This is a genomic window from Inquilinus limosus (genome assembly GCF_051487185.1).
GTDB classification, from domain to species: domain Bacteria; phylum Pseudomonadota; class Alphaproteobacteria; order DSM-16000; family Inquilinaceae; genus Inquilinus; species Inquilinus limosus_F.
In genome coordinates this window covers 1-25,855 of record NZ_JAHVDK010000027.1, presented here as the reverse complement: position 1 = coordinate 25,855, position 25,855 = coordinate 1, and the positions used below count along the sequence as shown (strand labels likewise).

At 69.5% G+C, this 25,855-nt stretch carries 25 protein-coding genes and 1 riboswitch; of the genes, 10 read left to right on the top strand and 15 right to left on the bottom strand.

The features are described from left to right. Position 1: 1 nt before the first annotated feature. Positions 2–3,199 carry a tetratricopeptide repeat protein gene (locus tag KXR53_RS26510; protein ID WP_437378310.1) on the bottom strand — a complete coding sequence of 1,066 codons (3,198 nt, stop codon included), beginning with the start codon at positions 3,197–3,199 and terminating at the stop codon, positions 2–4. Between the two features lie 205 nt (positions 3,200–3,404). Here KXR53_RS26510 and KXR53_RS26505 point away from each other — a divergent pair, with 205 nt between their 5' ends. The 3 genes from KXR53_RS26505 to rarD all read left to right on the top strand — a co-directional run bounded on the left by KXR53_RS26505 (position 3,405) and on the right by rarD (position 7,612). Further along, entirely contained in the window at positions 3,405–4,691 is a 1,287-nt protein-coding gene (locus KXR53_RS26505; protein ID WP_437378309.1) for a CynX/NimT family MFS transporter, read from the top strand. Between the two features lie 233 nt (positions 4,692–4,924). After that, positions 4,925–6,574 carry an L-lactate permease gene (locus KXR53_RS26500; protein WP_437378308.1) on the top strand — a complete coding sequence of 550 codons (1,650 nt, stop codon included), beginning with the start codon at positions 4,925–4,927 and terminating at the stop codon, positions 6,572–6,574. A 96-nt stretch (positions 6,575–6,670) separates the two neighbouring features. Beyond that, positions 6,671–7,612 carry an EamA family transporter RarD gene (gene rarD, locus KXR53_RS26495; RefSeq protein WP_437378307.1) on the top strand — a complete coding sequence of 314 codons (942 nt, stop codon included), beginning with the start codon at positions 6,671–6,673 and terminating at the stop codon, positions 7,610–7,612. A gap of 55 nt (positions 7,613–7,667) precedes the next feature. Here rarD and rpsD read toward each other — a convergent pair whose 3' ends face one another. The 7 genes from rpsD to KXR53_RS26460 all read right to left on the bottom strand — a co-directional run bounded on the left by rpsD (position 7,668) and on the right by KXR53_RS26460 (position 14,386). Then, positions 7,668–8,282, bottom strand: a complete 615-nt coding sequence (rpsD, locus tag KXR53_RS26490) for a 30S ribosomal protein S4 (protein WP_437378306.1) — start codon at positions 8,280–8,282, stop codon at positions 7,668–7,670. A gap of 152 nt (positions 8,283–8,434) precedes the next feature. Beyond that, positions 8,435–9,199, bottom strand: a complete 765-nt coding sequence (locus tag KXR53_RS26485; protein ID WP_437378305.1) for an ABC transporter ATP-binding protein — start codon at positions 9,197–9,199, stop codon at positions 8,435–8,437. Beyond that, positions 9,196–10,236 (bottom strand): FecCD family ABC transporter permease, encoded by a 1,041-nt coding sequence (locus KXR53_RS26480; protein WP_437378304.1) that lies wholly within the window; start codon positions 10,234–10,236, stop codon positions 9,196–9,198. The genes KXR53_RS26485 and KXR53_RS26480 overlap by 4 nt, the downstream gene beginning before the upstream one ends. Next, on the bottom strand, positions 10,233–11,267 hold the full coding sequence (locus KXR53_RS26475; RefSeq protein ID WP_437378303.1) for an ABC transporter substrate-binding protein: 1,035 nt from the start codon (positions 11,265–11,267) through the stop codon (positions 10,233–10,235). Before KXR53_RS26475 ends, KXR53_RS26480 begins: the two co-directional genes overlap by 4 nt. 33 nt (positions 11,268–11,300) lie before the next feature. Next, positions 11,301–11,529: riboswitch (cobalamin riboswitch) on the bottom strand. A gap of 488 nt (positions 11,530–12,017) precedes the next feature. Then, positions 12,018–12,233 (bottom strand): hypothetical protein, encoded by a 216-nt coding sequence (locus KXR53_RS26470; RefSeq protein ID WP_437378302.1) that lies wholly within the window; start codon positions 12,231–12,233, stop codon positions 12,018–12,020. Between the two features lie 112 nt (positions 12,234–12,345). Continuing rightward, positions 12,346–12,759, bottom strand: a complete 414-nt coding sequence (locus KXR53_RS26465) for a phasin family protein (RefSeq protein ID WP_437378301.1) — start codon at positions 12,757–12,759, stop codon at positions 12,346–12,348. A 973-nt stretch (positions 12,760–13,732) separates the two neighbouring features. After that, positions 13,733–14,386, bottom strand: coding sequence for an HAD family acid phosphatase (locus KXR53_RS26460; protein WP_437378300.1), 654 nt, complete (start codon positions 14,384–14,386; stop codon positions 13,733–13,735). 316 nt (positions 14,387–14,702) lie between these two features. Here KXR53_RS26460 and KXR53_RS26455 point away from each other — a divergent pair, with 316 nt between their 5' ends. Then, positions 14,703–15,095 carry a GFA family protein gene (locus KXR53_RS26455; protein ID WP_437378299.1) on the top strand — a complete coding sequence of 131 codons (393 nt, stop codon included), beginning with the start codon at positions 14,703–14,705 and terminating at the stop codon, positions 15,093–15,095. Positions 15,096–15,201: 106 nt separating this feature from the next. Here KXR53_RS26455 and KXR53_RS26450 read toward each other — a convergent pair whose 3' ends face one another. Further along, on the bottom strand, positions 15,202–16,710 hold the full coding sequence (locus tag KXR53_RS26450) for a winged helix-turn-helix domain-containing tetratricopeptide repeat protein (RefSeq protein ID WP_437378298.1): 1,509 nt from the start codon (positions 16,708–16,710) through the stop codon (positions 15,202–15,204). Positions 16,711–16,906: 196 nt separating this feature from the next. Between KXR53_RS26450 and KXR53_RS26445 the strand changes: the two genes are divergently transcribed. From KXR53_RS26445 to KXR53_RS26435, 3 genes are all read left to right on the top strand, one after another. Continuing rightward, positions 16,907–17,104, top strand: coding sequence for a DUF1127 domain-containing protein (locus KXR53_RS26445; protein ID WP_437378297.1), 198 nt, complete (start codon positions 16,907–16,909; stop codon positions 17,102–17,104). A 290-nt stretch (positions 17,105–17,394) separates the two neighbouring features. Beyond that, positions 17,395–18,048 carry a PadR family transcriptional regulator gene (locus KXR53_RS26440; RefSeq protein WP_437378296.1) on the top strand — a complete coding sequence of 218 codons (654 nt, stop codon included), beginning with the start codon at positions 17,395–17,397 and terminating at the stop codon, positions 18,046–18,048. A 10-nt stretch (positions 18,049–18,058) separates the two neighbouring features. Continuing rightward, a complete protein-coding gene (locus tag KXR53_RS26435) occupies positions 18,059–18,514 on the top strand; it encodes a Fur family transcriptional regulator (RefSeq protein WP_437378295.1) in 456 nt (151 codons plus the stop codon). A gap of 43 nt (positions 18,515–18,557) precedes the next feature. Here the strand turns inward: KXR53_RS26435 and KXR53_RS26430 are convergent, their stop codons facing one another. Next, positions 18,558–19,490 (bottom strand): hypothetical protein, encoded by a 933-nt coding sequence (locus KXR53_RS26430; protein ID WP_437378294.1) that lies wholly within the window; start codon positions 19,488–19,490, stop codon positions 18,558–18,560. Positions 19,491–19,632: 142 nt separating this feature from the next. Between KXR53_RS26430 and KXR53_RS26425 the strand changes: the two genes are divergently transcribed. Next, entirely contained in the window at positions 19,633–20,280 is a 648-nt protein-coding gene (locus tag KXR53_RS26425) for an alpha/beta hydrolase family protein (protein ID WP_437378293.1), read from the top strand. Here KXR53_RS26425 and KXR53_RS26420 read toward each other — a convergent pair whose 3' ends face one another. From KXR53_RS26420 to KXR53_RS26405, 4 genes are all read right to left on the bottom strand, one after another. Further along, positions 20,281–21,057, bottom strand: coding sequence for an RNA methyltransferase (locus KXR53_RS26420; RefSeq protein WP_437378292.1), 777 nt, complete (start codon positions 21,055–21,057; stop codon positions 20,281–20,283). Continuing rightward, positions 21,057–22,652, bottom strand: coding sequence for a citramalate synthase (gene cimA / locus KXR53_RS26415; protein WP_437378291.1), 1,596 nt, complete (start codon positions 22,650–22,652; stop codon positions 21,057–21,059). The genes KXR53_RS26420 and cimA overlap by 1 nt, the downstream gene beginning before the upstream one ends. A 4-nt stretch (positions 22,653–22,656) precedes the next feature. Beyond that, complete coding sequence (cysS, locus tag KXR53_RS26410; protein WP_437378290.1) at positions 22,657–24,045, bottom strand: cysteine--tRNA ligase; 1,389 nt, start codon at positions 24,043–24,045, stop codon at positions 22,657–22,659. Between the two features lie 63 nt (positions 24,046–24,108). Further along, the gene (locus tag KXR53_RS26405; protein WP_437378289.1) at positions 24,109–24,705 is read right to left on the bottom strand and encodes a TetR/AcrR family transcriptional regulator; all 597 of its coding nucleotides are present in this window, start codon (positions 24,703–24,705) and stop codon (positions 24,109–24,111) included. A 142-nt stretch (positions 24,706–24,847) separates the two neighbouring features. Between KXR53_RS26405 and KXR53_RS26400 the strand changes: the two genes are divergently transcribed. Further along, positions 24,848–25,015 carry a hypothetical protein gene (locus tag KXR53_RS26400; RefSeq protein WP_437378288.1) on the top strand — a complete coding sequence of 56 codons (168 nt, stop codon included), beginning with the start codon at positions 24,848–24,850 and terminating at the stop codon, positions 25,013–25,015. Further along, a complete protein-coding gene (locus KXR53_RS26395) occupies positions 25,015–25,524 on the top strand; it encodes a hypothetical protein (protein WP_437378287.1) in 510 nt (169 codons plus the stop codon). The genes KXR53_RS26400 and KXR53_RS26395 overlap by 1 nt, the downstream gene beginning before the upstream one ends. Before the next feature lie 85 nt (positions 25,525–25,609). On the opposite strand, the gene KXR53_RS26390 is transcribed toward KXR53_RS26395, so the two are convergent. Further along, positions 25,610–25,855: hypothetical protein (locus tag KXR53_RS26390; RefSeq protein ID WP_437378286.1), on the bottom strand; the 246-nt coding region annotated here is incomplete at its 5' end.

Below are 25,855 nucleotides of genomic sequence, written 5' to 3'. Positions count from 1 at the left end.
ACTAGACGGGCCGCAGCAGCGGCTTCACCAGACCGTGGATCGCGGCGGAGGGAACGGCGCCGGGCGTCACCCGCAGCATCCGTTCGTAGCGCTCATAGTCGTCGAGGGCACCGGCCATGTCGGCCTGCGCCAGGCGGCCGCGGATCAGCGCCTCGTGGATCCGGGCCGAGTCCGGATAGAGATCAAGCGCATGCAGATACAGGGCCCGGGCACGGTCGGGATCGCCCCGCTGCTCATGCCGCCGGCCGAGATGCAGCGCCAGGTCGAGGAACCGGTCGCGCAGGCGGTCGGCGGCCGGCAACGACCATGCGGCATCGCCCCCGTGCGACAGCACCGGCCCCGGGAAGCTAAAGACCAGATGGTCGAGATCCGGCCTGGCACCGTCGGCGACCGCGGCCTGACGGAGACGGTGCTCCCAATCGTCCAGGTCGACCCAGACCTTATCCGCCGCCAGGCGCAGCCTGCCCTCCCGCTGCAGCACCAGATCGGCCCGGCCGAGCAGCCGGCGCAGCCGGTGGAGCGCCTGCTCGCAGGCGGCCCGCGCCCGGTCGCCGTCCGCATCCGGCCAGAACCAGTCCTGCAGCTCCTCGACGCGGCAGCTGTGGTCCCGCGCCAGGGCCAAGGCGCGCAGGATGTCGAGCGACCGCGTCGGCGGCTTCGGTCCGGGATCCAGCGGCACCCCTTCCCGCTCGAGGCGGAACCCGCCCAGGACATGGATGCCCAGCGCCCAGGGCCAGCGCGCCGGGCGGCGTTGCGGCGGCGGCAATCGGCGCAGCCCGATCAACGAGCGGCAGAACTCGGTTTCGACGCCGTCATCGAGTGCGTCGGCACAGAGTTCCGCCAGCAGGAGCGGCAGGTTCGGCAGGACCGCCGACCAGCCGGTGGCCCGCAGGACCCCGATCGCGTCCCGGAGCCGTTCGGGATATCCGGCGTGTCCGGCCGATTTGGCCTCCAGGGCCCGGGCGATCAGCACGCAGGCCTCGGTGCGCCGCAGCACCGCGCCGTCGAACAGGGGCAGGCGCGCCTCGAGGAACGCGGCCGCCTCCGCCGGCTTGCCGTCGGCCAGCAGCACCTGGAACAGGGTGATGAAATGCGGCCAGCGCTCGATCGGCGGCTCACCCGCCGCCTCGATCGCGGCCATGAAGCGGTCACAGGCCCGGCGGGCCTCGGGGAGGTTGCCCAGGCGGGTGTGCATGGCGGCCTGGCAGTCCGCCACCACGGCGACCTGGGTCGTGTAGCGGCTGTCCGCGATCTGCGCCAGGCGGTCGACCAGCCCGGCGAACTCTTCCCAGTCGTTGCGCAGCTTTTTCTGCAATTGCAGATGGTAGAGGCCGCCGAACTCCACCCCGCGCAGCGCCTCGCGCTCGCCGATGGCAATGGCCGCGCGCAAGGCGTCCTCCGCCTCGGCATAGGGGAAGCCGCGCCGGGCGTAGGGGAAGAAGTAGCGCCCCCGGACCGCGCCGAAATCGACCAGCCAGAGGCCGAGCACCCAGGGCGACACGGCGGGGTCGCGCAGATCCTCCGCCACGCTGTCGACGGCCGTCTCGAACAGCTCTGCGTTGCCGGTCGAGCCTGCATGCTCGATCAGGATCTGGCTGGCATGCACGCGCGAGGTCGGCGAATCGCCGGCCTGGCGCGTCGCCAGCCGCGCGACCAGCTGCTCCACCAGCCGGCCCGCGGCCTGAATGCCGCGGCGATAGTCATCGGCGTAGACGCAGGCCCGCAGCAGACCGACCCGGACCAGCAGATGCTCATCGGCCGGCAGCTCCGGCAGCCCCGCATCCAGCAGCGCGAAGGCGCGGCGGGTCCAATCGGCCAGCCCGTGATGCGTGCGCCAGCTGTCGGTCTTGACCAGGATCGCGCGCGCCACGGCGAGGCAGCGGCCGCGCGCATCGCCATCGCGGTCGAAAGCGTCCCACGCCCGGGACAGCCACGCCTCCGCCGCGCCATCATCCGGCATCGCGGCGACGCCCGCCCAGTAGCACAGCCAGCCGTCGAACGCGTCCTCGGGAAGCCGCGCGCACCAATCGGCAAAGGTCGCGCGCCGGCCCTGGGCCAGAACGGCTTCGGCATGGCCGGTCATCAGCCCGCGGGCAAGCTCCCAGGCCCGGCCTTGCAGGGCCAGGTCGATCGCATCCTCGATGCGCCCGGCGTCGCGGAGCACCGTCGCGGCCCGGATCCGCAGCCGCGCCTGCTCCTCCCCCGGCACACGGCGGGCGAAGCGATCGTCCAGGAAGCTGCGCAGCAGATCGTGCAGGGTGAACACCGGCTGGACCGTCTCGCCGCGCGCGACCAGGAGCTGCCGCTGATGCAGGCGCTCGAGCAGCGCGCGCGCCCGGTCCGATCCCGCCATCGCCGTCGCCAGCTCGGCGGTGATCTCCGGCAGCAGGTTCAGCTTCAGCAGCACGTCCTGCTCGGCGGCCGGCAGCGTATCGAAGAGCTGCGCCCCCAGCATGTCGAGCATCGCGCCCTCGCCGCGGAGCGGATCCGCCGCCATCGCCCTGGCCCCGGGATCCACGGCGATGCCGGCTTCCGCCAGGAGCACCAGCCCGGCCGCCCAGCCCCGGGCCGCTTCCACATCGACGGCCGATGCGGCGCGCAGCATGTGGGCCGTCACCAGCTCGCGCGCTTCGCCGTCCGAAAAGGCGAGGTCGGCCTGGTCGATCAGCACGATCACGCCGCGGCGCCTAAGCGTGGCCAGCTCGGCGGGCGGCAGGGTGCGTGCCAGGCACAGGCAGCGCAGCGTCCGCGGCAGCTCCTGCAGCAGCACCGGCAGTATGCCGCGGAAGCGCGCCGCCTCCGCCCGGTGGAGGTCGTCGAGCACCAGCACCGTGCCGGGCCGCAGCCGGGTGAGGAAGGCCTGGAAGAACCGGCGGGCGAAGGCCTCGGGCTGATCGGCGTATTCCGGGCCGAACACCGGTAGCCGGCGGGACCGGCTGGCCGGCAGGGCGTGCCCGAGGAAGTGGAAGAAGTTGGCGATGTCCTGGTCGCCCTCGTCGACGCGATACCACAGATGCGGCACCCGCCGGTCGCGGAGATAGTCGATGGCGGCCGTGGTCTTGCCGTAGCCCGCCGGCGCCGCCACCCAGCAGCAGCCGGCCCGCAGGCCCCGATCCATGGCCTCGAGAATGCGAGGCCGCCGGACGATGTGACTCGGCCGCGGCGCAACCAGCTTTACGGCGATCGGCGAAGCCGCCATGACCTCTCTCCCCGAAGCCGCAGTCTAGCAGACCCTTGTCTGATGATTGAGCTTTCGGCGAGCCCTGGTCCCGGCCATGCCGAGCCCTGGACCCTGGCATGACGAGGAGGGGCGGGCGACGACGCCCCACTCCGGTCCAGAATGGCGGCCAACCGCCCCGCGACCCGACCGGGGCGGACGTCGTTTCATGGTCAGGAGGATGCCCGTGGTGTCGACAGCCGAGCAGGATCGGAAGGCCCGAGCCGTGCCACCCGACCTGGCCGACGAGCTGCTGATCGACTGCGAGGTCGATGACGTCCCGGCGCCGGCCACGCCGCTCAAGGCCGGGTGGCTGCTGGTCGTCAGCCTGGTCCTGATCGCGCTGAATCTGCGCCCGGCGCTGTCGAGCCTGGGGCCGGTGCTGAAGGAGATCATCGCCGACACCGGCCTGTCCGCCGGCGGCGCCAGCCTGCTGACGACGGCGCCGGTGGTCTGCCTCGGCCTGTTCGGCGTGCTGGCCCCGCGGATCAGCCGGCGGCTTGGCACCGAGCGGGCGGTGCTGGCGCTGCTGCTGGTGCTGGCGGTCGGCACCGCGCTGCGCGGCCTGGGCACGCCCCCTGCCCTGCTGCTGGGCGCCATCCTGGCCGGGGCCGGCATCGGCGTTACCAACGTGCTGCTGCCGGGCATCGTCAAGCGCGACTTCCCGGACAAGGCGCCGCTGATGACCGGGGTCTACACCATGGCGCTGTGCGCCGGCGCCGCCGTCGCCGCCGGCACCACCCTGCCGCTCGCCCGCGCCGCCGACGGATCCTGGGCCGCGGCCCTGGCCTTCTGGGCCCTGCCCGCCGTGATCGCGGCGCTGGTCTGGCTGACCCAGATCCCGCCGCGCCGGGGGCTGGCCGCCCACGCCGGCTTCACCGTGCGCGGCCTGTGGACCGACCCGCTGGCCTGGCAGGTGACGCTGTTCATGGGGCTGCAGTCCGCTCTGGCCTACAGCGTCTTCGGCTGGCTGGCCCCGATCCTGCGCGATCGCGGCGTCGAGGGCGTGACCGCCGGGATCATGGTCTCGGTCTCAATCATGGTGCAGGTCGCAGCCGCCCTGGTGGCGCCGTCGCTGGCGACCCGCGGCCGCGACCAGCGGCTGGCCGCCCTGCTGTGCATGGTGCTGTCGGTCGCCGGGCTGTGGGGCTGCATCTTCGCGCCGCTCGGCACCGTCTGGCTCTGGATCGTGCTGCTCGGCATCGGTCAGGGCGCCGCCTTCGCCGTGGCGCTGACGCTGGTGGTGCTGCGCACGCCGGACGCCCATGTCGCGGCCCATCTCTCCTCGATGTCGCAGGGCGTCGGTTACACCCTGGCCTCCGGCGGGCCGCTGCTGATCGGCCTGCTGCACGACTGGACCGGCGGCTGGACGGCGGCGGGGCTGTTCGTCCTCGCCATCGGCAGCGTCGCCGCCCTCGCCGGCATCGGCGCCGGCCGGGCCCTGCAGGTCGGGGCCCGGGCCGTCGCGCGGTGATCTCGAGACCGGCCGGCTCCCGGCCGGCATTCAGCCCCTTCCTTGGCCTAATAAGGAGGCGATGTTGACGCGCCGCGTTGCGCGCTGATTCGAGCTCGGACGGCAAGTCCGACGAGCGTCCTTTCTCAGGAAGAAAGACAGCCTTCCGGCCGCCTGCCAGGGATGATTTGACAACCCGTCCGTCTGCCCCGCAGCCTTTCGGCAACAAAACGTCCGACAAAGGGAAGCGGGGGATGTGGTCGCAGGTCTATGATCCATTCGGCAGCATGGCGGCCTCGACGCTGGTCGCCGCCATTCCGATCGTCGTGCTGCTCGGCGGCATCGGCCTGTTCAAGATCAAGGCGCATGTCGCCGCGCTTCTCGGCCTCCTCACCTCGCTCGCCGTCGCCATCCTCGGCTTCGGCATGCCGGCGCAGATGGCCGGGATGGCTGCCGCCTACGGGGCGGCCTACGGGCTGCTGCCGATCGGCTGGATCATTCTCAATGTCATCTTCCTGTACCAGCTGACCAAGGAGAAGGGAGAGTTCGAGATCCTCAAGGACTCGATCGCAGGCATTACCCGCGACCGCCGGCTGCAGCTGGTGCTGGTGGCCTTCTCCTTCGGCGCGTTCTTCGAGGGCGCGGCTGGCTTCGGCACGCCGGTGGCGGTGACCGGGGCGATGCTGATCGGCCTCGGCTTCGCGCCGCTCGCCGCCTCCGGCCTGTCGCTGATCGCCAACACCGCGCCGGTGGCCTTCGGCGCCCTGGGCACGCCCCTGGTGGCGCTGGCCGCGGTCACCGGGCTCGACCTGCTGCAGCTCAGCGCCATGGTCGGCCGGCAGCTGCCGCTGTTCTCGGTCATCGTGCCGTTCTGGCTGATCTGGGCCTTCTGCGGCTTCCGCGGCATGGTCGAGGTCTGGCCGGCGCTGCTGGTCGCCGGCATCGCCTTCGCCGTGCCGCAGTTCCTGGTCTCGAATTATCACGGCCCCTGGCTGGTCGACGTGGTGGCCGCGATCGTGTCGATGAGCCTGCTGGCGCTGTTCCTGCGCGCCTGGCACCCGCAGCGGCTCTGGCTCGGCACCGGGCGCGACGGCACCGCGGCCGAGAACGAGGTTCAGGACCATCCGACCCCCGAGGCCGGCGCAGTGGTCCGCGCCTGGCTGCCTTGGGTCATCCTCAGTATCTGCGTCTTCCTGTGGGGGCTGCCGCAGGTGAAGGCAGCGCTGGACGGGGTCTCGCTGATCTCCCTGCCGGTCAGCGGCCTGCACCAGCTGGTGCAGAAGGTGCCGCCGGTGGTGGCGGCGGCGGAGGTCGAGAAGGCGGTCTACAACCTGAACTGGCTGTCGGCCACCGGCTCCGGCATCCTGATCGCCGCCGTGATCGCCGGCTTTGCCATGGGCTACTCCCCGGCCGGCCTGATCCGGATGTATGGCCGGACGCTGTGGCTGGTGCGCTATTCGCTGCTGACCATCGCCTGCATGCTGGCGCTCGGCTACGTCACCCGCTACTCCGGCACCGATGCGACGCTGGGCCTGGCCTTCGCCGCCACCGGCTGGCTGTACCCGGTGTTCGGCACCCTGCTGGGCTGGCTCGGCGTCGCCCTGACCGGATCCGACACCTCCTCCAACGTCCTGTTCGGCGGGCTGCAGAAGGTGACATCGCAGCAGCTCGGCCTCAACCCGGTGCTGATGGCGGCGGCCAACAGCTCCGGCGGCGTCATGGGCAAGATGATCGATGCGCAGAGCATCGTCGTCGCCTCCACCGCCACCCGCTGGTACGGGCATGAGGGCGACATCCTGCGCTATGTCTTCTTCCACTCGATCGCGCTGGCGGTGCTGATCGGGCTGCTGGTGCTGGGCCAGGCTTATCTGTGGCCGCTGACGCTACTCGTCCCGGGCGGCTGACCGCAGGGCAGCCATGCCGGCCGGCCGGCCGAAGGCCGCTTCGCCGCGGCCGAGGCAGCCGGCTATCGTCGGGCCTGAATCAGAACCGGGACGATCATGGCCGTCGATGCTTCTTCCAGCCGCAGCCGCGCCGGCCTCGGGGCCGGAGCGGCGCTGGGCGCCTTCCTGATCTGGGGCTTCGCGCCGCTCTACTTCAAGGCGGTCGAGCATATCGGCGCCTGGCAGATCGTGGCGCACCGGATCCTGTGGAGCGTCGTCATTCTGGGCCTGCTGCTGCTGGCCCTGGGGCGGCTGCACGAGATCCGCGACGTGGTGCGCAGCCGCCGCCGTTTCCTCACCTATCTCGCCACCACCGCGCTGGTGACCACGAACTGGAGCGTCTTCATCTGGGCCGTGCTGAATGGCTATCTGGTGCAGTCGGCTCTCGGCTACTATCTGAGCCCGCTGGTCAATGTCCTGCTCGGCGTCGCCTTCCTGGGGGAGCGGCTGGGCCGGATGCAGGTCGTCGCGGTCGGCCTGGCCGCAGCCGGCGTCCTGGTCTCGGTGATCGGCGCCGGCGAGGTCCCCTGGATCGCGCTGATCCTGGCTTCGACCTGGGGCTTCTACGGCCTGATCCGCAAGCGCGAGAAGATCGACCCCTTCGTCGGGCTGATGGTCGAGACCGGCTTCCTGCTGCCGGTCTGCCTGGCCTATCTGCTGTGGCTGTGGGGCCAGGGCGCGGGCGCCTTCGGCCCGGTCATGGCCGGCGGCGAAGGCTGGGCCATGTCGCTGGCGCTCATGGCCTCCGGCGTGATCACCGGGATGCCGATCGTGCTGTACATGATCGGGGCCCGGCACCTGCCCCTGTCGACCGTCGGGCTGCTGCAGTATCTGGCGCCGAGCATCAACCTGGTCCTGGCCACGCTGGTGTTCGAGGAGCCGCTGCGGCCGGCCACGCTGGTGACCTTCGCCTTCATCTGGGCCGGCCTCGCCCTGTTCACCATCGACGCCACCCGGCGTGCGAGACTGCCGGTGGCCCCGCGCCACGGCGTCGGCTGAAACGAAGAAGGGGCGCCCAAGGGCGCCCCTTCTGCTTGGCGACAGCCGACCGGGATCAGCGGCTGTAGAACTCGACCACCAGGTTCGGCTCCATCTGGACCGGGTACGGCACGTCGGCCAGGGCCGGGGTGCGCACCAGCTTGCCCTTGAGGGCGCCATGATCGGCCTCGAGATAGTCCGGCACATCGCGCTCGGCCGAGGCGATGGCGCCCAGGATCAGGGCCAGCTCACGCGACTTCTGCTTGACCTCGATCACGTCGCCCTCCTTGACCTGGTAGGAGGGGACGTTGACGCGCTTGCCGTTCACCAGGATATGGCCGTGGTTGACGATCTGGCGGGCGGCGAACACGGTCGGCACGAACTTCAGCCGGTACACGATGGTGTCCAGGCGGCGCTCCAGCAGGCCGATCAGGTTCTCGCCGGTGTCGCCCTTGCGGCGCACGGCCTCCTCGAACAGGCGGCGGAACTGCTTCTCGCCGAGGTTGCCGTAGTAGCCCTTCAGCTTCTGCTTGGACATCAGCTGCGTGCCGAAGTCGGTCGGCTTCTTGCGCCGCTGGCCGTGCTGGCCCGGGCCGTATTCGCGGTTGTTCAGGGGGCTCTTCGGGCGGCCCCAGAGGTTGACGCCGAGACGGCGGTCGATCTTGTGCTTCGAATTCAGGCGCTTGCTCACGCGCTCGATCCTCTCTGATGTTGTCCCGGTAGGCCCTGCCGATGGCAGGGCGGGGCGCCGGCTCACGCACCGGACCCGCGTTCCCGGGAATGGAAGCGGTGAAGAACGCGATTTCCCGCCGAAAGTCAAGCCCGAAGCCGCCTTCCCGCCCCTCACCCCGGCAGGTAGTGGATGTGCGGCCTGCCGTGGTGCGGCGAGCGCTCGACATGGGCGCGCACGCCGAACACCTCGCGGATGCGAGGCCCGGTCAGCACCTCCTCCGGCGGGCCGGCGCAGACCACCCGCCCCTCCCGCAGCAGCGCGACCGCGTCGCAGAACATGGCGGCCAGGTTCAGGTCGTGCAGGGCGACGATGCTGGTCGCCGGCAGCCGGCCGACCAGCGCCAGGATCTCGAGCTGATGCTGCACGTCGAGATGGTTGGTCGGCTCGTCCAGCAGCAGCTCGGTCGGGGTCTGGACCAGGGCCCGCGCGATCTGCGCCCGCTGCCGCTCCCCGCCCGACAAGGTGTGCCAGGGCTGCTGGCGCTTGCCCTCCAGCCCGACCCGGCGCAGCGCCTCCTCCACCGCCGCGTCGTCGCGCGCGGTCCAGGGCGACAGCGGGGCCCGATGCGGCGTGCGGCCGAGCCGGACGACGTCGAGCACCGTCACCCGGGCGTCGGTCGTCGCCTGCTGCTCGACCAGCGCGACGCGGCGGGCGATGGCGGCGCGCGGCAGGCCGGCGATGTCGGCGCCGCCCAGCGTGATCACGCCGCTGTCCACCCGCCGCAGGCGGCAGATCAGGCGCAGCAGGGTCGACTTGCCGGCCCCGTTCGGGCCCAGCAGGCCCAGCATCCGGCCGGGCGCCGCCTCCAGCGTGACGCCGTCGACGATCATCCGCCCGCCGGCACCCCAGCGCACGTCCCGCGCCGCGATCGTCATGCCGTCCGCCTCGCCCGGTAGAGCAGGACCGCGAAGGCCGGGGCGCCGAACAGGGCGGTGACCACGCCGATCGGCAGGATCTGCTGCGGGATGATGGTGCGCGAGACGATGTCGGCCAGCACCATGAAGACGGCGCCGATCATCGCCGCCGCCGGCAGCAGCCGGGCATGGCCGGGCCCGACCAGGAAGCGCGCCGCGTGCGGGATGACGAGGCCGACGAAGCCGACCGAGCCGACGATGCTGACCATGGTCGCTGTCATCGCCGCGGTCGCGGCGAACAGCACCACCCGCACCCGCGCCACCGCGATGCCGAGCGAGGCGGCGGCGTCCGCCCCGAAGGTGAAGGCGTCGAGCGCCCGGGCGTGCAGGAGGCAGAGGACGAAGCCGAGCGCGGCGACCGGGGCCGCAACCTGGACGTCCGGCCAGCGCACCCCGCCGAGGCTGCCGAGCAGCCAGAACATCACGCCACGTGCCTGCTCGGCATTGGCCGAGGTAGTGACGATGGTGGAGGTCACCGCGTTGAACAGCTGCGAGCCGGCGACGCCCGCCAGGATGATGCGGTCCGTGCCGCCCCCGGCCCCAGCCGCCAGCAGCGACACCAGGGCGAAGGCGAGGACGGCGCCGATGAAGGCGCCGCCGGAGAGCGAGATGGCGCCGCCGCCGAAGCCCGCGATCATCACCGCCACGGCGCCGGTCGAGGCCCCGGCGGAGATGCCGAGGACATAGGGCTCGGCCAGCGGGTTGCGCAGCAGCGCCTGCAGGATCGCGCCGGACAGGGCCAGCGCCGCGCCGCAGCAGGCCGCCACCAGGGCGCGGCTGAGCCGGTAGTCCCAGATCACCCCCTCCTGGATCGGGCTGAGCGCGAAGCCGGTGCCGAGCAGCCGGTTTCCCAGGGCCTGGAGCGTGGTGATCAGCGGGATCGGCATCTCGCCGATCGACACGGCCAGGGCGACGGCCACGGCCAGCCCCGCCAGGGACAGGAGAGCGAGCAGCCCGCACGAAGCCCAGCCGCCGCGGAGGAGCGGGCCGCGCCTCATCCCCCGAGCCCGAAGCCCTTGATGGCGCGGGCCACCGCCTCGATGCCGTCGACGGCGCGGATCGAGGGCTGCATCGCCTGCACGTCCATCGGCACGACGCGCTTCTGCTTCACCGCCTCGAGCCGGCTGGTCACTGGGTCGGTCTCGAGGAAGTTCAGCTTCACCGCGGTGTCGTCGGCCGGGTAGCGGCGGCGGCTCATCTCCGCCATCACGATGATCGCGGGATCGGCGGCGGCGATCCGCTCCCAGCTCACCAGCGGCCACTCCTCCTCCGTGGTGATGACGTTGCGGGCGCCGAGCTGCTGCAGGATGTAGGCGGGAACGCCGTTCCGGCCGGCAACGAAGGCCTCGCCGTCGACCTCCTTGCTGGAGAACCAGAACACCACCGGCACGTTCTCCACTCGGAGGCCCGCCACCGAGGCAATGGCGGCGGCCTCGCGCTTCTCCAGGTCGGCGACCAGCGCCTCGCCGCGGTCGGCGACGTCGAAGATCCGCGCCAGGTCCCGGATCTCCTGATGGACGAGGTCCATGGTGAACAGCTGCCGGCGCACGCCGTCGCCGCCGCCGGAATTGTCCTTGGCGACGCAGTCGGCCGGCGAGATGTAAGTCGGGATGCCGAGGGCGGCGAACTGCTCGCGTGTGCCGACTGAGCCCTGCGGCCCGACATGCCATTCATACTGGGCCGCCACCAGGTCGGGCTCCCGCCCCACCACCGATTCGAAGCTGGGATCGTTGTCGGCCAGGCGCTCGATCCGCGCATTCGCCGCCTCATAGCCCTTCAGCACCGGGCCGAACCAGACGGCGGTGCCGACGATGCGGTCGGCCAGGCCGAGCGACAGCAGGATCTCGGTGCTGCTCTGGCCGATCGGCACGGCGCGCTGCGGGGCGTGGTCGAAGGTGACCTCGACCCCGCAGTTGCGGAGGGTCAGCGGATACTTCGTCCGCTCGGCCAAGGCGGCCGGCGACAGGACGAAGGACAGCAGCCCGGCCAGAGCCAGGGCACGCCAATGGAAGGAACGGATGACCGTCACGGAAGCCTCCTGCCCGGGCCACCCCGCCCGGAAACGGATTGCGCGGCGACGGCAGGTCTCCTGGCTCGCGGATCATGGCTTCGCGTCGGCCTTCCCACCCGACATCGGGCAGTGGCATGGCCCCGGATGGGCCACGAGGACGCTCGGCGATCCGCTGACAGTTGCGGGGGCAGCCACGGATTCCGCCCCCTTGCACCTGATTGGGGGGCGCCACCGTGTTCCCTTTTGATCCCGTATGGGAACCGTCGCCGCGATGTGTATCAGAGCAAACACCGCTCGCTCAACAGACGCGTCATCGCGAGGCTCGTCCGGCTGCGAAGGCCAGCGGTCCCCGGCCTCGGGGTCCGCGGCGCCTGTGGCTCGTTCCCTCGTGCCGTGGCGGGACGTTGCCCGGCCGACGGCCCTGGCGCCGCTGGGGCGACGGATTTCGCCAGACGACAGGGCGACCGGAGTCACTCGTTACAGTCGCGCGCGTGCTTCTGGACGGCGGACAGGCCGCGAGTGCCTGCGATGGTCAGCAAGGAGGCGGGGAGCGGTCGTTCGACCGTCACATGAAGCCGTCGTCATCGCGCCAGCAGCGGTCTGCTGGGCTGCCCGGAATCGGTCATACGAAACAACCCGAGAGCAGCCGTTCGATTGGCAGCTCTCGGGAGCAGTTCACGGGACCCGGCTTGGTGCATTTTCCGCCAGGTCCCGGCGCAGGTCAGCGTTCAATCGTATCGGCCGAGACAACGCCGCCCTGGTGGAGCGTCAATTGCACTCGCCGGAGGCCGATGCGACGCGTCCGACTTGGTAGTGTTCGCGGAGAGCCGCGACCGAACACGGCTCGATCATGAAGTAGTGAGCGATGATCTCGTCCGAAAGGCCAAGATCGACCAAGGCCGCAAGCGCGGAGCGACCGATCGGCCAAGCCCCGCCGATGAAGGTCCCTTCTTGCGGCGGAGCGTCAGCGGCGCAGCTGGTCATGCGCTCATCATGTGCGGACACTAGGCATTCCTCCCTGGGCTCTGTCTTACGTGCGGTCGCGGAAATGCGGCTGAGAGCGGGCACAGAGTTGCTGGAACTTGCCGGAGCCGCCCTACTCTGCGGCGATATTGGCAGGCGAGGGCTTCGTCCCGGCTTCCGTCAGCGACGACCGCGCTGCTTCATGCCAGGACGCCAGGCCGTTTCGGGCGGCGCGGCCCGCAATCTCAGTGAGTTTCCCGGCCTCCTCGAGATAGGCCCGCACAGCCGCGGTCGACCAATCCTGTTGGATCTTGACCAGATCCGCGACGTGGCGACATCCGGCGATGGATTTCTGAAGCTCCACATTCGCCTGCAGTCGCGTGCTGACGAAGCCGACCAGTTCCTCCTGCCATTCCAAAGATGCTTGCGCGCAGGTTTCGCCGATGCGGGCGATGTCATTCGTCCCAGCACCGCCGAGCCGGACCAGTGCGGGAAAGACAGCCGCAAAGCCGGCAGCGAGCTCGTCTTTGGACTCTGGCTTTCGCATTAGGGGTCTCCTTGTTAAGATCTATGGCACGCCAAATACAATACTCAGGATCTTCCGAGCACCCTGCGCCCGAATCTTATCGGCAGTCTCGGAGAACTAGAGCGCTTTGTCTGGGACGGCTCTAAATTCGATCCTCCTCTTCGATAAACCAGCTCTCACGCCCTCCGTCAATGATTATCCTGGCCAAAAGTATGAAATTCAGATGACGGCTCGGATGAAGTCTATTCGTGTGCAAATGATAGTATCAAAATCTTCCTACGCCTTGCAGAAATTCTCCTATTATTCATTACTATCTACCCCATATCGTATGATGAAATCTGCGCACGGTCGCTCTACCACTTTTGGCGGTGCTGTCGATCCACTCATCAGACGATAACTTTGATTATCATCACGCAGCGAAGCGGTACCGTAAGGCTAGCCTCGTCCGCTCTCCGCGACGTTGAGCCATGGATCAGCTGGCCGACTGCGCGGCCACAGCGTGCCAGTGCCGGATGTTCGACCGCTGTCCGAAAATTGGACGCCAGCCGGATTGTGGCCTCCGCGCCGATACCCCACTCGGAACTTGTTCCGACTGTCCCGCAATATGTCTGATATACTGAACTGCGCCCTCGAAGGCGCCGGCGGCCCGGTCGTTATGATCGAAGCCTCGCATGGCGGCCGGGTCGCATCGGCTTGCGGGCAGGCAGCCCTGCGAGGATCGGGCACGGCCGAAGCGCGCCGAAACCGGTCGCGGCGGGCTGATGGGGTCCGACCCGAAGCGTGGTGGGGAGAGCCCCGGGCCGGACCGGATGACGCTTTGAAGCATGGCATCCGCGCACATTTAGCCCTCGCTGCGGAGGGCCGGTCGATCCCCCATTATGAGGGGATCGCGCTGTCCGCTCTGAGCGTCTGAGTACGGCCAGCAGTCTGCCGAGAACCGCCGCGTGGATCCGACCGAGATGCGGCGCTGAGCGGAAGACTTTAGGGAGAAGGATCAGGGCACGCGGTAGAACGGGTTCGGCAACAGGAACGCGCGTTCCGCATGGCCGCCCGCGAGATCCGAGGGCTGGTCGCCGACATTGGCGATGATCGTATACCCCTCGCCCTCGATCGCGGCGCGCACCGGCGCCTTGAAATCCGCGGCTGAGGAGAAATGCGCACCGTCTGGCACCATCGCCAGCCGCGCGTAGCCGCGATAGCCCGCCGCCGCGAGGTTCCGCTCCGTGGCCGCCCGCTGGTTCTCCGGCCGCCCGGTGATGAAGAAGACCGCCACGCCCGCGGCCCGGGCCTGCCGGAACAACGCCAGGGTCGGCCCGATCGCCGGATCGCGCCCGAGCTGGTCCCAAGCCGCCCAGCCGCACGGTCCTTTCCCCGCCGGGTCGCACGAGCCGACGATCGGCCGCCCGAAATCGTCGCGCTCGATGACCTCCCAGTTCGACAGGGCAGTCTCGTCAATGTCGAGCACCAGCGCCGGGCGGGCCACGCCGGCGGCTCGGCCGGCGAGCCAGCGCCCGGCCTCGGTGGCGATTTCGGCGACGTCGCGGTCATAGGCGCCCGAGTGGCGATAGGCGAGCGCCGCGGTCCGCGCATCGCCGACATTGGCCGGCTGACTCGCGACCGAGACGAACGGTGATGCCGTCGACAGCACCGGCCGATCGGCAGCGCAGGCCGACAGGCACAGGCAAATCGCGACAGCAAGGGCGGACGGCCTCGGGGCGGGACGACGGCAAAGCGACAGCACAGGCGACCTCCCTCGGTATCATATTGGGCCACCAGCCTATCTCGATCAGTTCCGACCGGCGCGGCCGATCTTCCCAGCCTCCGTCAACGCGGCGGCCGAAGCGGATGTGGATCGACAGGTGGCTGGATTGAGGGGGAGCCGAAAAGGCTGGCGCATCCTTCATGGACGCTCGACGGGGCTCGTTGTAAGGATTCCGACCGCTTGAGTTTGGAGGAGACGCAGCATGGACCGGTTCACGGGCGGTTGCCTGTGCGGCAACGTCCGGATTGTGGCGTCGGGACGCCCATATCGGGTCGGCCTTTGTCACTGTCTCGACTGCCGCAAGCATCATGGGGCGCTTTTTCAGGCTTCCGCGGTGTTCCCTCAGGATGCGGTGACGATCGATGGCGAGACGCGCGACTACGCCGGGCGGTTTTTCTGCCCCCGCTGCGGCTCGTCCGTTTTCGCACGCACCGCCGATGAAATCGAAGTGAACCTAGGATCCCTGGATGCCCCTGACCAGCTGATGCCGACCTACGAAAGCTGGATCATCCGTCGCGAGACCTGGTTGCCGCCGTTTCCGCTCACGAGACGATACGAGCGCGATCGCGACGCCACGAGCCGCTTCGAGGGGTAAGCCGCACGAACGGTGCGAAGGTGCCGTTACGAGGGACCGGGATGCATGCCTGATCGACATCTCGAGCCAGATGCCCGGGGACGGCGCCTTCGATCACGCCGGCGCGTCACTCCGGAAGGCCGGCCTTGCGGTAGCCGTCCACGAAATGCTCGAGCGTCGCGGCGTCGCGGAACGGCTCCGTCGCAGCCCAGTGGCGGATTGTGAAATGCGGGTTGCCGACAAGGAACAGTTCGACCTCTGCGCGCGCCTCGTCGAGCCGGCCCAGTTGGGCAAGGCTTGCCGCCAGGAAACGGCGTGAGCTTGTACGATAAGTCTCGTCCCTGCGCAGCGTCTCGACAGCGGCTTCGTATTCGCCGGCCGCGTATTGCGCCTGGCCGAGCGTCAGATAGTACCAGCTTGGCGGAAACGGGTTCAGCCGGAACGCCTTGCGAATGTGCTCAAGGCCCTCCTCGACCCGCCCGGCCAGGACCGCGATATCGGACAATGCCGCCCAGGCATCGGCCTCGTTCGGGTCGAGCTCGATCGCCTTGGCGAATTCCGCATCCGCCTCGGCGAAGCTGCGGTCATAGGCAAGCAGGTAAGCCAGGACCCAGCGGCAGCCGGCATCGTTGGGGTCGATCGCCACGGCCTTGCGCGCCAGCTCCAAGGCAACGCTGCGGGACGATTCAGTTGGTCCGCCGGAATGCACCCATCCCATCCAGTGGTTCATGGCAAGCCAGCGATAGGGCTCGGCGTATCCCGGATCGAGCGAAACCGCGCGCGTGAGCATCAGATGCGCTTCCCGCGCCGTCTGCGGCGAGTCATCCATCAGCTTGCGCGCCCGCACGCAGAGATCGTAGGCCTCGAGATTTCTGGGCCGATTGCGCGGCGGCGGTGCGCGCAGCCGGCCGAGCAACGCCTCCACGATTTTGCCGGTGACCTCGTCCTGAACGGCAAAGATGTCTTCCAGGCTGCGATCGAAGCGTTCCGCCCATAGATGATCGCCACTCACCGCGTCGACCAGCTGTGCGTTGATGCGCACGCGCCCCGCGGCGCGTCTTGCGCTGCCCTCCAGCAGGTAGCGCACGCCAAGATCCTGCGCGATCCCGCGCACGTCCATCGCCTTTCCCTTGTAGGCAAAGGCCGAGTTGCGTGCGATGACGAACAGGCTGGAGTTTCTGGACAGATCGGTGATCAGGTCTTCGGTCAATCCATCCGCGAAGGATTCCTGCTCGGGGTCGTTGCTGACGTTCACGAAGGGCAGCACGGCGATCGATGGTTTGCCAGGCAGCGGCAAAGGTTTTCGCTTCGCGCCGCCGAGCTGCTCGACGGCTCCCGTGAAGCGGTAGCCGACGCGCGGAACCGTGGCGATCCATTCACCGCCGTCGGCGGCCGGACCAAGTAGCTTCCGCAGCCGCGCGATCTGGACGGTGAGGTTGCCTTCCTCGACGGCCATGCCCGGCCACGCCGCGTCCATCAACTCGGACTTGCCCAGGATTTCGTCGGGCCGTCCGACGAGCGCCGCCAGCAGCTTTAGCCCGCGGTAGCTGACGGCAACGGGGACGTCGTTCCGAAGGAGCGTTCCCGCGCCTGAATCAAGCACGAACGGACCAAAGGCAAAACGCGATCCCTGCATGCGGCGCTCTATAGTCCGTTTGGAAGTTTTTGGAAACTATTCGGGAGAGCTTAATTACGACGCCGTTCGCATCCTGCAGAATTCATCCTCTTTCAGGTCGAGGTCCCCCCGGACCCTCAACCATATGGAGGTTGCCGTGAACCATACTCCCGCCCCTGCGTCGGCCCCGCATCAGGCAGCGTGGCGGGGAGCGCCCGTGGGGCCGGCGCAAGTATCGCGTCGGCGCTATAGCCTGGCGACCCTGCGAAGCCTTATCGCGACCTGGCGCGAGCGGATCCGCCTTCGCAAGAAACTTGAGCAGATGTCGAAGGCCAATCCCCACTTGATCGACGATATCGGTCTGACGAGACGGCAGGTCGAGGCGGAGATCGCCAAGCCCTTCTGGCAAGAATAAGGCGAATGCTGCGAAGACACCGGATCGCGGCTCTCGCCGAATACCCCGTCGATCCGTCGGCACGCCACCTCGAAGTATCCCTCGCCGTGCCACTGCAGGAACGCGAAATTCGACCCGGGGCGATCGGGTGAAGCACCACTCACCCATCTCGGTGTCGTGCCCGGAAATGACAGAAGCGATCCTCTCGGCCTTGGCCCTGGCTCGCTTCGACACATCTTACGATATATCTTGAAACCGATCGAATCACGACGTATCTTACGATATATCGTTAACCAAGCGGAGCGAGTCCGATGTTCGGACGTCATCATCGCGGACACTGTGGCGGCGACGACATGTGGGCCATGGGTCGTGGCCGGGGCGGCCGGTGGGGCAGTCACGGCTTCGGCGGCGGGTTCGGGCGCGGCTTCGGGGGCTTCGGCGGCGGCGACCTGATGCGCGCCGGCCGGATGCTGGCCCAGGGCGACCTGCGCCTGCTGGCGCTGGCGCTGATCGAGGAGCAGCCGCGCCACGGCTACGAGATCATCAAGCTGCTGGAGGAGAAGACCGGCGGCTGGTACAGCCCGAGCCCGGGCACGGTCTACCCGACCCTGACCTATCTCGAGGAGGCCGGCTACGTCACGGTCGAGATCGAGGGCAGCAAGAAGCTGTACCGGATCACCGATGAGGGCCGCGCCTATCTCGACGCCAATCGCGGCATCGTCGACGCCGTGCTGGGCCGGCTGGCCGCGGCCGGCGAGAAGATGGCGTGGGTCAACAAGATGATGGGCGGCGAGCGGGAGCGCGAACGCGAACGGTCGAGCCGGATGCCGTCGCTGGTGGTCGCGGCGCTGGACAATCTGCGCGAGGCAGCGGAGCAGCGGCTGGAGGCTGGCGGCGACGCGGATGCCGAGACGCGGATCGTCGAGATCCTGGCGCGGGCCGCGGCCGAGATCCGGCGCGGCTGAGGGCGGCGGCATGAGCCCCGCCCGCCCTCCCCTCGCCCTGGCCCGGCTGCGCGACGCCGGGCTGCGGCCGACCCGGCCGCGCCGCATCCTGCTGACGGTGCTGGCCGAGGCCGACCATGCGCTCGACGCCCAGGAGATCCTGGGCCGGGCGCGGCGGCTCGATCCCAGGATCAGCCTGGCCACCGTCTACCGCTTCCTGGCGGCGCTGCGTCGGAGCGGCATCGCCGGCTGGCGGGATGCCAGCCCGCGGCGCCTGACCGCCGGCCCAGCCGCGGAGCCGGCGCCGCCGACGGAGACACTGACGCTGGGCGACGTCCAGCTGCGCGCCGCCCTGGCCGACGTACTGCGCCAGTTCGGTTATCGGCTGCTCCGCGCCCGGATGGAGCTGGAGGTCGAGAAGCTGCATCCCGAGGCGCCCTCGGCAGAGCCCGACCGGCTGCCATCCCTCCCCGCGCACGGATCGTAGGTAGGGTTCGCCCACAGGCGAACCCTACGCGGAAGGTCCCGGTTCACCGCTTCCGCTTCGGGCGGATGAACAGACGGGCCAGACGGATCGCCCGCGGCACTGTCCTGGGCCGCAGCAGCCGCGGATCGTAGCCGGCGAGGCGGCGGTCGTTCTCGGCCAGGCAGATGTCCATCAGTTCGGCCGGATCGACCTCTTCGCTGGCCACGGAATGGGCGCCCTTGACGGTGAAGTTGACGTCGTTCTCCTGGCTGGTGCTCATGTCGCGGGCCAGGCCGATCCGCTCGCGGATCACGAAGACCCAGACCGACAGCGTCTTCAGGAAGAAGTAGGGCCGCCGCCACCACGGCATGGTGCGACGGTGCCAGGCGAGCCAGTTGACGAAGAACAGGATGTGCCGCCCCTCCTCCTGGACCACCGGCTCGAAGGTCTCGACCAGCGCCTCGGGGAAGTAGCCGGAGCGGCGCGCCAGCTCGAACAGGCCGAAGGCGAAGAAGCTGTCGACGCATTCGCTGATGCCGGTGGTCATGAAGGCCCGCTCCGGGTCCTTCGGCTCGACATAGTCGGGCTCCGGCTTCAGCGCGATGCCGTAGAAGGCGACGAGATGGGACAGCACCTCCTTGTGCCGCCCCTCCTCGAAGGCCATCAGCTCCACCGCCTCGCGCACCATCGGGTCCTGCACGGTCCGGGCGAAGCTGCGGATGCGCATCTTGGCCCGCCCCTCGGTCTGCACCGCCGTGTCCCAGATCGGCAGGGTGATCAGGCGCTGCCGCGCCTCCGGGTCCAGCACCGGCCAGGGGATCACCGCCGGCTTGTAGGGGTTGAAGGTCTCCCGCATCACCCGGCTGAGCATCCGCCTGTGCCGGTCGGAGCCGGCCGGGGCGGGTCCGTCCTCGGCGAAGCGCCAGTGGCGGGCGGCGGCATCTGCGGCGGCGACGGCCTCGGGCGTGGCGGCGCCGGCGGTCTGGACTCCATCCATCGACATCACCCATATCGGCGCAGGCGATCCGCACTGCCGCGGGTCGCCGGAACGTCCATGGCCCCTCTGCCGCCATCATGTGCCACGGCCGCTTCGCCGTTCAATGCGGCAGCGTATTTCGCGGGCATGCTAGGCTGAACCGATGGCGCCGACATTTCTCTTCGACGGGCCGGCGGACGCCCGCACTACCATTCTGCTGGCCCATGGCGCCGGCGCGCCGATGGATTCGGCCTCGATGACCGCCGCCGCGACGGCGCTGGCGGGGGCCGGGTTGCGGGTGGCGCGGTTCGAGTTCGCCTATATGGCGGCCCGGCGCGACGGACGCCGCAAGCCGCCGCCGCGCGCCGAGAGCCTGATCCCGGAATACCGGGCGGCGGTCGAGGCGCTCGGCGCCAGCGGACCGCTGATCATCGGCGGCAAGTCGATGGGCGGGCGTGTCGCCTCCATGATCGCGGACGAGCTGCGTGCAGAAGGCCGGATCGCCGGGCTGCTGTGCCTCGGCTATCCGTTCCATCCGCCGGGCAAGCCGGAGCAACTGCGCACCGCGCATCTCGCCGGGCTGGCGACCCCGGCCCTGATCTGCCAGGGCACGCGTGACGAGTTCGGCACCAGTGACGAGGTTGCTGGCTACGCGCTATCCGACCGCATCGAGCTGCTATGGCTGGAGGATGGCGACCACGACCTGAAGCCGCGCAAGAGCATCTCCGGCTTCACCGCCGCCGATCATTTGAGAACCACCGCCGAGAGGGTGGCGGCCTGGGCGGACCGGATCACGCGACCGGCCGGGTGACTACTCCCCGCCCGGCCCCTTCCGCCGGCCGGACAGGGCGACGATCATGCCGTGCAGCGTCCGCACCTCCTGCTCCGACAGCTGCGCCCGCTGCAGAAAGGCGCGGATGTTGCGCTGCATGCTGGGGCGCTTCTCCGGCACCCGGAAGAAGTGGCCGGCGTCCAGCGCCTGCTCGAGATGCTCGAACAGGTTCACCAGCTGCTCCTTGGTCGCCGGCGGTGCGGTGTCCTCGTAGTCCAGGCGCCGCTCTGGCGTCGCGTCGCCGGCGGTGAACCACTCATAGGCCACGATCAGCACCGCCTGCGCCAGGTTGAGCGAGGAGAAGGCGGGGTTCAGCGGCACGTTGATCACGGCGTCGGCCAGGGCGACGTCGTCATTGGTCATGCCGGTGCGCTCCGGCCCGAACAGGATACCGCAGCCGGTGCCGGAGGCATGGTGGGCCCGCATCTCCACCGCCGCCCGGCGCGGCGTCACCACCGGCTTCAGCTGGTCGCGCAGCCGTGCCGTGGTGGCGTAGACGGCGCCGAGATCGGCGATCGCATCCTCGGTCCGCTCGAACACCCGGACGTTGTCGAGCACGGCGTCGGCGCCGGAGGCGGTCGGCACCGCCTTCGGGTTGGGCCAGCCGTCGCGCGGCCGCACCAGGCGCAGATCGGTCAGCCCGCAATTCAGCATCGCCCGCGCGGCGGTGCCGATGTTCTCGCCCATCTGCGGCTCGATCAGGATGATCGCCGGGCCGCCCAGAAGCGGATCGCGGGTCTGGTCGGTGCCGGCCATCAGTGCAGCGCGTCGACGCCGGCCCGCAGCAGCTTGTAGGTGAAGCTGTCGCCCAGCGCCTCGAATGAGGCGTCGATGATGTTGGTCGAGACGCCGATCGTCGACCAGCGGCTGCCATCCGCATCCTCGGTCTCGATCATGACGCGCGGCATGGCGCCGGTGCCGTCGTTGGAGCGCAGGATGCGGACCTTGAAATCGACCAGGTGCAGCGGCTTCAGCGCCGGATAGACCGGCTCCAGCGCCTTGCGCATGGCGTTGTCGAGCGCGTTGACCGGACCGTTGCCGAAGGAGACTTCGTGCACCGTCCTGCCGCCGACCCGCAGCAGCACCGTGGCCTCGGACTCCTGCACGATCTCGCCGCGGGCGTTGAAGCGCCGCTCGTCGACCACGGTGAATCGCTCCATGGCGAAGAAGGCCGGCACCTGGCCCAGCATGCGCCGGGCTAGCAGCTCGAAGCTGGCGGCGGCGGTGTCGTAGGAATAGCCCTCGAACTCGCGCTGCTTCACCAGATCGACCAGCCGCTCGACATTGCGGTCCTTGGGGTCGATGGCGACGCCGATCTCGGCCAAGCGCGCCAGGATGTTCGACCGCCCGGCCTGGTCGGAGACGACGAGGTGGCGGCGGTTGCCCACCCGCTCCGGCGCCACATGCTCGTAGGAGCGCGGATCCTTGGCGATGGCGGAGACGTGCAGCCCGCCCTTATGGGCGAAGGCGCGGCCGCCGACATAGGGCGCGCCGGACAGAGGCGTGCGGTTCAGCCGTTCGTCGAACCAGTGGCTGAGATCGGTCAGCGAGGCCAGGCCGGCCTCGGTCACCCCGGTTTCGTAGCCCATCTTCAGCGCGAGCGTCGGGATCAGGGTGATCAGATTGGCGTTGCCGCAGCGCTCGCCCAGGCCGTTCAGCGTGCCCTGGACCTGGCGCACCCCGGCCCGCACCGCCGCCAGCGAGTTGGCGACGGCGTTGCCGGTGTCGTCATGGGCGTGGATGCCGAGGCGGTCGCCGGGGATGTGCCGGGCCACTGCGGCGACGATTTCGCTGACCTCGTGCGGCAGGGCGCCGCCATTGGTGTCGCACAGCACCACCCAGCGCGCCCCGGCCTCGTACGCCGCCCTCGCGCAGGCCAGGGCGTAGTCGGGATTGGCCTTGTAGCCGTCGAAGAAGTGCTCGCAGTCGAAGCCGACCTCGCGGCCACGGCCGACCACCTCGGCGACACTGTCGCGGATCAGCTCGAGATTCTCCTCGCGCGGGATGCCGAGCGCGACATCGACATGGAAGTCCCAGGTCTTGCCGACGAGCGAGATCGCCGGCACGTCGCTGTTGAGGAGCGCCGACAGGCCGGGGTCGTTGGCGGCGCTGCGGCCCGGCCGGCGGGTCATTCCGAAGGCGGTGAAGCGGGCATGGGCCAGCTTCGGCGGGTCGCGGAACAGCGCGTCATCGGTCGGGTTGGCACCCGGCCAGCCGCCCTCGACATAGTCGATGCCGAGGTCGTCGAGCCGCTTCGCGATGGCGATCTTGTCAGCCACCGAGAAGTCGACGCCCTGGGTCTGCGCCCCGTCGCGCAGCGTGGTGTCGAACAGCCAGATCCGTTCGCTCATCGCCTCACCCCACCCGGCGCCACAGGGTGCGGTCCGGCTTGTCCTCCAGCGCGATGCCGGCGGCCGTGAGCTGGTCGCGGATGCGGTCGGCCTCGGCGAAATTCTTCGCCGCCCGCGCCGCCCGGCGCTCGGCGACCAGCGCCTCGATCTCGGCGTCGCTCAGTCCCCCGCCCGCCTTCGGCCGCCAGCGGAACCAGTCTTCCGGCGACTGCTCGAGAAGGCCGAGCAGCGCGCCGCCGGCCAGGAGCTCGCCCTTGAGGCGCGCCTGCACCCCCGGATCGCCCGCCTTGTTCAGGGCACCGGCCAGGTCGTGCAGCGCCGCCAGGGCCTGCGGCGTGTTGAGGTCGTCCTCCAGCGCGCTCCGCACCACCTGCAGCGCATCCTCCGGCGGCTCGACGGCCTCGATCGCCTCGACCGAGCGCAGGGCGCCATACAGCCGGTCGAGCGCCGCCCGGGCCTGCCGCACCCCGTCCTTGGTGAAGTCGAAGGGCTGGCGGTAGTGGCCGGACAAGAGCGTGTAGCGCAGCGCCTCGCCCGGAAACTCCTCCAGCAGGTCGTGCGGCGTGTAGAAGTTGCCGAGCGACTTCGACATCTTCTCGCCTTCGGCCATGACGAAGCCGTTGTGCAGCCAGTAGCGCGCCATCATCGGCGTGCCATGGGCGCAGCGGCTCTGCGCGATCTCGTTCTCGTGATGCGGGAAGATCAGGTCGACGCCGCCGGCATGGATGTCGAACTCCTCGCCGAGATGGGTCGCGGCCATGGCCGAGCATTCGATGTGCCAGCCCGGCCGGCCGCGGCCCCAGGGGCTGTCCCAGCCCGGCTGGTCGTCGGTCGAGGGCTTCCACAGCACGAAATCCGCCGGGTCTCGCTTGTAGGGCGCGACCTCGACCCGGGCGCCGTCGATCAGCTCGTCGCGGTTGCGGCGGGAGAGCTGACCGTAATCCGGCATCGACGGCACGTTGAACAGGACGTGGCCGTCGGCGGCGTAGGCATGGCCCTTGTCCACCAGCGTGCCGATCATCTCCAGCATCTGCGGAATGTGCTCGGTCGCCCGCGGCTGGATATCAGGCACGCGCGCGCCCAGCGCCGCCATGTCCTCGAGAAAGGCATGGGTGGTGCGGCGGGTCAGGTCCTCGATCGGCTCGCCATTGGCCTTCGCCCGGTCGATGATCTTGTCTTCGATGTCGGTGATGTTGCGGACATAGGTCACCCGCGGATACAGCGACCGCAGCAGCCGGTACAGCACGTCGAAGACCACGATCGGCCGGGCGTTGCCGATATGGGCGTAGTCATAGACCGTCGGGCCGCAGACATACATCCGCACATGGCTCGGTTCGATCGGGACAAAGGTCTCCTTCGTCCGGGTGAGCGTGTTGTGCAGGGTCAGCGTCACGGTCGCAATCCTGGGGTCGGGCCCGGTCGGGCCGGTTCGGTCGGGACCGCGACGATTACCAGATCAGGACCGCGGCGTCCAAGGGCGCAGGCCCTGGAGCGTAACCGCGACCAGCCGCTGTACCGCGCCATCGGACGTCAGATCGCCCGCGGCCGTAAGGGCCTGGAGGCAGTAGGCCGCCAGCTCGTCGGGCGGGACGTCGGCCCTCAGCTCGCCGGCTATCGCACCCTCGGCGATCAGACCTTTGACCATCTCGCGGAGCTGCCGCCGCGCCTGGCCGACCTGCTCGTCCCGATGCAAGGCTGCCACAAGATCCATGTCATGGTGGCCCCTTGCCTTATGCGTCTCTCGGACGATACGGGCGAATGCCTCAAGCACGGCGGCAAGCCGCTCGCCCGCGCTGCCGGGCCGGTCCCGCGCGTCAGTGAGACGTCCGAGATGCTCCGAGACCCGGCGCACATGCCAGGCGCGCAGGATCGTTTCCACATCGGGGAAGTACTTGTAGAGCGTCGCACGTCCGATGCCGGCCCTCTCGGCGATCTCGGACATCGTCACCGCACGCAGGCCGCGCTCGGCCACCAGCGTCGCGGTCGCGTCCAGGATCGCCCCGCGCACGGCACGCCGGTGTGCCTCGATCGTCTCGTTCCAAAGCTTCGGCATGATCTCACAATAGGCGAGGCTCCGACGACGAGACACGCCTAAGGTTTCGATGGACACTCTGCATGGAAAGGAGACATAGTGTATCGTAAAAAATCAATGCCGTGAGCATCCGCGCAGCCAGGCGAGATGGAGGACAGGCCCCATGACCGAGCCTTCCCGTGATCCGAACGGCGGCACGCCTCTTTGGGTGAAGGTGCAGGGGGCCTTCGTCGTTCTCCTCGTTCTGATCGTCATCAGCATGTTCGCCGGCGTTCTGAATTTCGGGCTGCTGCCGGGCGGAGGCCACGGAATGCCCGGAGGCCTCCACTGATGGTCATTCCGCCCCGCCTGCGCAAAGCCATGCTGACCGCCCATGTCGTCTTCTCGATCGGCTGGATCGGCGCGCTCGCGGCCTTCCTGGCGCTCGCAGTCGTCGGGCTGAGGAGCGATGACGCCCAGACGGTCCGCGCCGCCTATGTCGCCAACGGGCTGATCACCTGGTACGCCATCGTTCCGCTGGCCTTCGCATCGCTGCTGACCGGCATCACCCAGGCGCTCACCACGCCTTGGGGCCTGCTGCGCAACTACTGGATCGTCTTCAAGCTCGTGATCGTCGTCACCGCCACGATCACGCTGATGGGCAAGACGAGCGGGATCAGCTATGTCGCCGATCTTGCGGCGCAGACGACGCTGTCCGGCGAGGACCTTCGCGGGTTGAGGTCCTCGATCGTAGGTCATGCGATCGGCGGGCTCGTGATCCTGGTCTGGGCCGCGGCGCTTGGGACATTCAAGCCCCGCGGGCTCACCCGATTCGGACGACGTGCGGGGGGATCAGCGTAGAGACGGACGGCCCAGGGCCGGGTCCGGTCCTTCAGCTTGAGGTGATCGACGGCCGCAGGGGGTGGTGCCGGATTTCGGGGTCCGCTCAGCGGCGCTTGCCGAACCAGCCCTTGCGCTGCGGCACCACCGGGGTGCCGGCCATCAGCGGCGGGCCGGCGGGGGCGCCTTCCGGCTCCTCGAACTGCGCCGTCAGCGATGGGCGATGGGCGCGGGCCGCCGTCGACGGCCGCGGCGGCTCTGCCATCGCCGGGCCCAGCCGGCCGGCGCGGACGGGCTCGGCCGGCGCGCCCACACGCAGGCGCGGCGCCGGCTCCGCGGAGCGGGTCTGGGC

What these genes read in the sequence shown, in the direction of transcription:
- KXR53_RS26510 (WP_437378310.1), bottom strand. Translation starts at nt 3,199, where the DNA reads ATGGCGGCTTCGCCGATCGCCGTAAAGCTGGTTGCGCCGCGGCCGAGT.
- KXR53_RS26500 (WP_437378308.1), top strand. Translation starts at nt 4,925, where the DNA reads ATGTGGTCGCAGGTCTATGATCCATTCGGCAGCATGGCGGCCTCGACG.
- rarD (WP_437378307.1), top strand. Translation starts at nt 6,671, where the DNA reads ATGGCCGTCGATGCTTCTTCCAGCCGCAGCCGCGCCGGCCTCGGGGCC.
- KXR53_RS26485 (WP_437378305.1), bottom strand. Translation starts at nt 9,199, where the DNA reads ATGACGATCGCGGCGCGGGACGTGCGCTGGGGTGCCGGCGGGCGGATG.
- KXR53_RS26480 (WP_437378304.1), bottom strand. Translation starts at nt 10,236, where the DNA reads ATGAGGCGCGGCCCGCTCCTCCGCGGCGGCTGGGCTTCGTGCGGGCTG.
- KXR53_RS26470 (WP_437378302.1), bottom strand. Translation starts at nt 12,233, where the DNA reads ATGACCAGCTGCGCCGCTGACGCTCCGCCGCAAGAAGGGACCTTCATC.
- KXR53_RS26465 (WP_437378301.1), bottom strand. Translation starts at nt 12,759, where the DNA reads ATGCGAAAGCCAGAGTCCAAAGACGAGCTCGCTGCCGGCTTTGCGGCT.
- KXR53_RS26455 (WP_437378299.1), top strand. Translation starts at nt 14,703, where the DNA reads ATGGACCGGTTCACGGGCGGTTGCCTGTGCGGCAACGTCCGGATTGTG.
- KXR53_RS26450 (WP_437378298.1), bottom strand. Translation starts at nt 16,710, where the DNA reads ATGCAGGGATCGCGTTTTGCCTTTGGTCCGTTCGTGCTTGATTCAGGC.
- KXR53_RS26440 (WP_437378296.1), top strand. Translation starts at nt 17,395, where the DNA reads ATGTTCGGACGTCATCATCGCGGACACTGTGGCGGCGACGACATGTGG.
- KXR53_RS26435 (WP_437378295.1), top strand. Translation starts at nt 18,059, where the DNA reads ATGAGCCCCGCCCGCCCTCCCCTCGCCCTGGCCCGGCTGCGCGACGCC.
- KXR53_RS26430 (WP_437378294.1), bottom strand. Translation starts at nt 19,490, where the DNA reads ATGGATGGAGTCCAGACCGCCGGCGCCGCCACGCCCGAGGCCGTCGCC.
- KXR53_RS26425 (WP_437378293.1), top strand. Translation starts at nt 19,633, where the DNA reads ATGGCGCCGACATTTCTCTTCGACGGGCCGGCGGACGCCCGCACTACC.
- KXR53_RS26420 (WP_437378292.1), bottom strand. Translation starts at nt 21,057, where the DNA reads ATGGCCGGCACCGACCAGACCCGCGATCCGCTTCTGGGCGGCCCGGCG.
- cimA (WP_437378291.1), bottom strand. Translation starts at nt 22,652, where the DNA reads ATGAGCGAACGGATCTGGCTGTTCGACACCACGCTGCGCGACGGGGCG.
- KXR53_RS26405 (WP_437378289.1), bottom strand. Translation starts at nt 24,705, where the DNA reads ATGCCGAAGCTTTGGAACGAGACGATCGAGGCACACCGGCGTGCCGTG.
- KXR53_RS26400 (WP_437378288.1), top strand. Translation starts at nt 24,848, where the DNA reads ATGACCGAGCCTTCCCGTGATCCGAACGGCGGCACGCCTCTTTGGGTG.
- KXR53_RS26395 (WP_437378287.1), top strand. Translation starts at nt 25,015, where the DNA reads ATGGTCATTCCGCCCCGCCTGCGCAAAGCCATGCTGACCGCCCATGTC.